This window comes from Sulfitobacter sp. HI0129, from assembly GCF_001635395.1.
Classification (GTDB): domain Bacteria; phylum Pseudomonadota; class Alphaproteobacteria; order Rhodobacterales; family Rhodobacteraceae; genus Sulfitobacter.
Genome location: NZ_LWGH01000353.1, coordinates 1 through 5,432 on the forward strand (window position 1 = coordinate 1; position 5,432 = coordinate 5,432).

At 68.1% G+C, this 5,432-nt stretch carries 3 protein-coding genes and 1 pseudogene; 1 reads left to right on the top strand and 3 read right to left on the bottom strand.

Translation table 11 applies throughout. From position 1 onward, the window contains the following. Nucleotides 1-78 precede the first annotated feature (78 nt). The 3 genes and pseudogenes from A3764_RS08910 to bcp all read right to left on the bottom strand — a co-directional run. A pseudogene (locus A3764_RS08910) lies at nucleotides 79-909 on the bottom strand (DUF5930 domain-containing protein); the annotation flags it as partial. 182 nt (nucleotides 910-1,091) lie between these two features. After that, nucleotides 1,092-1,904, bottom strand: a complete 813-nt coding sequence (locus tag A3764_RS08915) for a ferritin-like domain-containing protein (RefSeq protein WP_067921668.1) — start codon at nucleotides 1,902-1,904, stop codon at nucleotides 1,092-1,094. Beyond that, on the bottom strand, nucleotides 1,901-2,362 hold the full coding sequence (gene bcp, locus A3764_RS08920; RefSeq protein WP_067921671.1) for a thioredoxin-dependent thiol peroxidase: 462 nt from the start codon (nucleotides 2,360-2,362) through the stop codon (nucleotides 1,901-1,903). Before bcp ends, A3764_RS08915 begins: the two co-directional genes overlap by 4 nt. Nucleotides 2,363-2,509: 147 nt before the next feature. Between bcp and A3764_RS08925 the strand changes: the two genes are divergently transcribed. Further along, nucleotides 2,510-5,432 (top strand): YhdP family protein (locus A3764_RS08925; protein WP_067951499.1); only part of this gene is annotated, 2,923 nt, incomplete at its 3' end.

The window sequence follows — 5,432 nt, forward strand, 5'->3', positions numbered from 1 at the left end:
GGGGCACTTCGTGGCCTTCGCTGTCGATCAGGCGGATTTCGTTTCCGGGTGCCGGCTGGCCCACGGTATGCAGCTTGGTCGGGTGGAGAAGGACAGCGGTGTCATCGGGCCGCCCTGACCGGAATAGCCGCGTTTGACCGTGGCGATGATGCGGTCCGTGGGCATGCCGGCGCTGCGGAACATCTTGTCCAGCGGGGCGACCGAGACGGTCATCGCCTCTTCGAGCTGGCGGAAGATCGTGTCGTTCCGCTCGCGCATCACGGCGATCTGGTGGGCCATCTCATCGGCGTGGAGCAATGCCTCCTGCGCGTCGGCGATCACCTTGTCCCGCTCCGCCGCGGTTTCGGCCAGCGCGTCGGACAGGAAATTGAGCGAAACGTTGGAGGCGGCGGTCTGCAGGGTGCCGTTGCCCGATTCCTCGATGGAGGTTTCCAGCGCCGCAAGCTGGCCCCGCGCCGTCTCCCGCTCCTTCATGGTGGAGCGCAGCGTGCTCTGGATCACGCCGATGCCGGTTTCCAACTCCCGGCGGCGGGTTTCCGATGACAGCAGTTCCGACTGCATGACGGAGATCTGCTTGAGCGCGGCATTGAAGCGTTCCTGTGCGGCGAGCGCTTCTTCGGCGCGCAGGTCGCGCTGGGAGGAAAGTTCGTTCAGGCGGGCCTGATAGGTGCGCTGGTCCCGCTTGGCCTGTTCGCGGAAATTGCCCGAGCCGATGCTGTCCATCAGGATCACGGCGGTGGCGATGATGGCCCAGGCCACGAGCGCTGCACTGCCCGCAAAGACGGCAAGCTGGGTCGACGGGCGCAGGCGGATGAATCGGGTGTCGGTATCGGATTTGAGGAAGACGCGGCGTTCGGGAAAGAAATGCTCCAACAGAGCATGTGTCTTGATGGCAAGCCTTGTGCGCACGTTTCTTTCCTTTGTCCGTCCCTGCTGGGCGTTACGGTCCCACTCGTCGCGCCCGGTTCCATGTTGCATATCCAGTGGACCCCCATCGGGCAACCCTGTTGCTTGCTGCCGGTACGTCACGGGGAGCGAATCCGCCCATCCGGCAAAAATCCGCCGATACCAAGGGTTTGGCCCACGCAGCCTTACTGAGGTTCCGTCAACGGCCAGTAAAAGTCCGGCGGAATCCCCGCTTCGGCCCGCTTTTCCTCGTTGAAGGGGGGCTTGAGCGCGCCGTGAAAATAGCGCCGGACAAGGGCGTGAAACCGGTCCTTCGGGTCCACGTCTTCCCGCCCGCAGAGAAAATGAAACCACTTGCTGCCGTAGGCCACGTGGGAAACCTCCTCGGCATAGATCGTCTCAAGTGCTGCGACGGCATCCGATTCCCCGGCCTTGCGGAAGATCTCGATCATGCCCGGCGTCACGTCGAGGCCGCGCGCCTCCAGCACCATGGGCACCACGGCGAGGCGGCCCATCAGATCCTCTGCCGTGTCCTGCGCCGCGCGCCACATGCCGGCATGGGCGGGCAGGGCGCCGTAATGGCTGCCCATCGCCTCGAGGCAGTCGCACATCAGGTTGAAATGTTTCGATTCCTCGTCCGCGGCCTTCACCCAGTCGTCGAAGAACCCCATCGGCAGGCGCACGTGAGAAAAACGTGCGATGATGTCCCAGTGCAGGTCCACGGCATTGAGTTCGATATGTGCCACCGCATGCAGCAGGGCGATGCGGCCCTCTGGCGTGCCGGGGCGGCGGCGCGGCACCTCCCGCGGGCTGAGCAGTTCGGGCCGCGCGGGCCGGGCCGGATGATCCGGCGGGTCGGCTCGCCCCACGGGCGGGGTTTCGCCCCGGGCGCGGGCCGCCTGCCAGCGCGCGGCGAACTCACGGGACAGGGCGGTCTTTTCGCGCCCGTCGGCACAACGCAGGACGGCTTCGGCCTGTTCGGCAAGCGCGGCGGTCAAAGCGCCTGAACCGCTTGCAGCACTTCATCAACGTGGCCGGGCACCTTCACCTTGCGCCAGACCCGGGCGATCCGGCCCTTGGCGTCGATCAGAAAGGTGGCGCGCTCGATGCCCATGGTTTTCTTGCCGTACATGTTCTTTTCGACCCAGACGCCATAGTCTTCGCAGACCGTGCCGTCGCTGTCCGACAGCAGGGTGATCGTCAGCCCGTGCTTGGCAGTGAACTTGTCGTGTTTGTCGATGCTGTCGCGCGAGATGCCCAGCACATGGGCCCCGGCGGCGCGGAACGCCTCTTGCCGTTCGGAAAAGCCGATGGCCTCTTTGGTGCAGCCCGGTGTGTCGTCCCGCGGATAGAAATAGACCACCACAGGCGCGCCGCGCAGGTCGGACAGGGTCACATCCTGCCCCCCGGTGGCGGGCAGCGTGAAATCGGGGGCCTCGTCGTGGGTCTCTGGCATGAAATCTTTTCCGTTTCGTGATTGTGTCGCTCTCCGTTTCGCTTGATGCGCCGGAGCAGGCTGACATACTAGGCCGGACCGCGCGGGATTAAACCCCCGGCGCAGCGGGTGTCGCGCGGTCCGGTAACAGGCAACGGCGGCGGTGGTATGGCGCAGAACGGCCCGCACACGGCAGGGGAAGGCCGCCGCGCGCGGCGGCGCGGGTTGCGCCGCGCGGGCCTGTGGCTGCTGGCCGTGGTGCTGAGCCTTGCCGCCATGGGGGCGCTGGCGCTCATCGCGCTGACGGGCCGCCCGCTCAGCGCGCCGGAGTGGCTGGAAACCCGGATCGAAGAGCGCCTTGCAGAGGCGCTGCCGCAGGCCCGGGTGACTTTCGGCGACATCGTCCTGATTATGGATGAAGGCTGGCGGCCCCGCATCCGGCTGAGCCAGATCGACGTGCGCAGCCCCGGCGGCGGCGACATCGTGCGCTTCAACGAGGTGAAGGCCAGCCTGTCGTTGCCCGCCCTGCTGGACGGCCAGTTGCAACCGCGCGAGGTTGCCTTGTCGGGGATCTTCCTGCGCCTGCGCCGGGGCCTTGATGGCCGGGTGAGCCTGAGCGCCGGGCCGGGTGCCGCGCCACGCGTGAGGCAGGCGGCAACGCTGCCGGAACTGGTGGGCCAGATCGACGCGCTGTTCGACGCGCCGGCACTGTCCGCGCTGCGGCAGGTGTCGCTGCGGGCCTTGACCCTGCGGTACGAAGACGCCCGCACAAAACGCGGCTGGACGGTGGACGGCGGGCGGATGCAGCTTCGGCGCGATGGCGATGCGCTGGCCCTGTCGACCAGCCTTGCACTGCTCAGCGGGCGGGCGGGGGTTGCGACGCTCTCGGCCAGCTACACCACCCGGCTGGGTACGGCGGAGGCCCAATTCGGCGTTTCCTTCGACGATATCGCCGCCGCCGACATCGCCGCACAGGGCCCGGCCTTCGCGTGGCTGGGCGCGCTCGACGCGCCGATCTCGGGCTCGGTGCGCAGCGGATTGACGGCGGCGGGGCGGCTGGAGCCGCTCAATGCGGCGCTGGAAATCGGGGCGGGCGCACTGCAGCCCGAGCCGGGCACCGCGCCGATCCCCTTCGACGGGGCGCGCAGTTATTTCGTCTACGACCCGGAGGCGCAGCTTTTGCGGTTCGATGACCTGTCGGTCCGCAGCCCGTGGGTCAGCGGGCGGATGACCGGCGAGGCCCAGTTGGAAGGGATCGCCGCGGGAAGGCTCGACCGGCTGATCGCCCAGTTGCAACTGCGCGGCATCGTGACCAATCCGGCGGATCTCTATGCCGCGCCGGTATCGCTCGCCGGTGCGGATGTGGACCTGCAGCTTCAGCTCGATCCGTTCCGCCTGCGGCTGGGCCGCCTGCAGATCGACGATGGCGGCAGTACGCTCACCGTCGAAGGGCAAGCCGAAGCCGGGTCCGACGGATGGAATGTGTCGGTGGACGCGGGGCTCGATACGATCACGCCGCCCCGGCTGCTGGAGCTTTGGCCGACGCAGGCCAAGCCAAAGACGCGCCGCTGGCTGGAGGAGAACCTCAAGGGCGGGCAACTCAGCAATGTGGACGTGGCGGTGCGCCTCGCCCCCGGGGCCGGGCCGCGCACCTATCTGGCCTTCGAATACGCGGATGCCGAGGTGCGCTTCATGAAGACGATGCCCCATGTTCAGGATGCCCACGGCCACGCCAGCCTGCTCGACAACCGTTTCGTGCTGGGGCTGGACGCGGGCCGCGTGATCGCGCCGCAGGGCGGGGCGGTGAACATCGCGGGGTCTTCGTTCATCATGCCCGATGTACGGGTGAAGGGCGGGCCGCCCGCCGTGGTGCGCCTGCACACCGAATCGACCGTCACGGCGGCGCTGTCGCTGCTGAACCAGCCGCCCATGCGGGTGATGGACAAGGTGAAGCTGCCCGTGACGCTTGCCGACGGGCGTGCCGAGCTTGATGGCACACTGTCCTTCCCACTGCGCAAGGGCGGCAAGCCCGAGGATGTGACCTATCACTTCGACGGCACGCTGTCGGACCTGTCCAGCGACACGCTGGTCAAGGACCGGACCCTTCGGGTGCCAAGCATGACGCTGGCGGCGACGAACGAGCGGCTGACCATCGCGGGGGAAGGGCGACTCGACGGGATCGGCTTTGACGCGCGCTGGTCCCAGCGGATCGGGCCGGGGTCGGACAGCAGCACGCTCACGGGGCAGATCGCGCTGTCGCCGCATACGTTGGAGGCTTTCGGGATCCTGCTGCCCCCGGGCAGTGTTTCGGGGGAGGGCAAGGCCGACATCTCGCTCGCGCTGAAACGCGGCAGGCCGCCTGCGTTCACCCTCACGTCGGACCTGCGCGGCCTGCGTATCGAGGTGCCGCAGGTCACATGGGCCAAGACCGCCGCGGCGGGCGGCGCGCTGCGCGTGGAAGGCACGCTGGGCGAGACACCCGAAGTGTCCGTGCTGCGGATCGAGGGGCCGGGACTTGCGGCGCGCGGTTCCGTCAAACTGAAACCGGATGGCGCGCTTGACCGGCTGCGCTTTGATCGCGTTGTGGTGGGCGATTGGCTCGACTTGCCGCTCGACCTTGTGGGGCAGGGCAAGGGGCAACCGGTGCAGGTCGTGGTGCGCGGCGGCATGATCGACATGCGCCGCGACCAGTTCGGCAAAACGGAACCCAGCGGGAAGCCCACGCCGCCGCTGTTGCTCTCGCTCGATCGGTTGCAGATTACCGACACCATCGCGCTGACGGAAATGCGCGGTCGCTTCGATCTGTCGCGCGGGCTTGACGGCTCTTTCGAAGCGCGGGTCAACGGCGGGACGGCCCTGCGCGGACAGGTGCTGCCCCTTGGCGGGCGCAGCGCGATCCGGCTCGCCTCCGAAGACGCGGGCGGCGTGCTGCGCAGCGCCTCGGTGGCGCGGCAGGTGGTGGGCGGGGATCTCAACCTCGTGCTGGTGCCCGTGGGATCGGGCGGGGCCTTCGACGGTCAGCTGCAGGTTGGCGATCTGCGCATCCGCGACGCGCCCGCCATCGCGGCCCTGCTGAACGCGGTGTCGGTGG

What these genes read in the sequence shown, in the direction of transcription:
- bcp (WP_067921671.1), bottom strand. Translation starts at nt 2,362, where the DNA reads ATGCCAGAGACCCACGACGAGGCCCCCGATTTCACGCTGCCCGCCACC.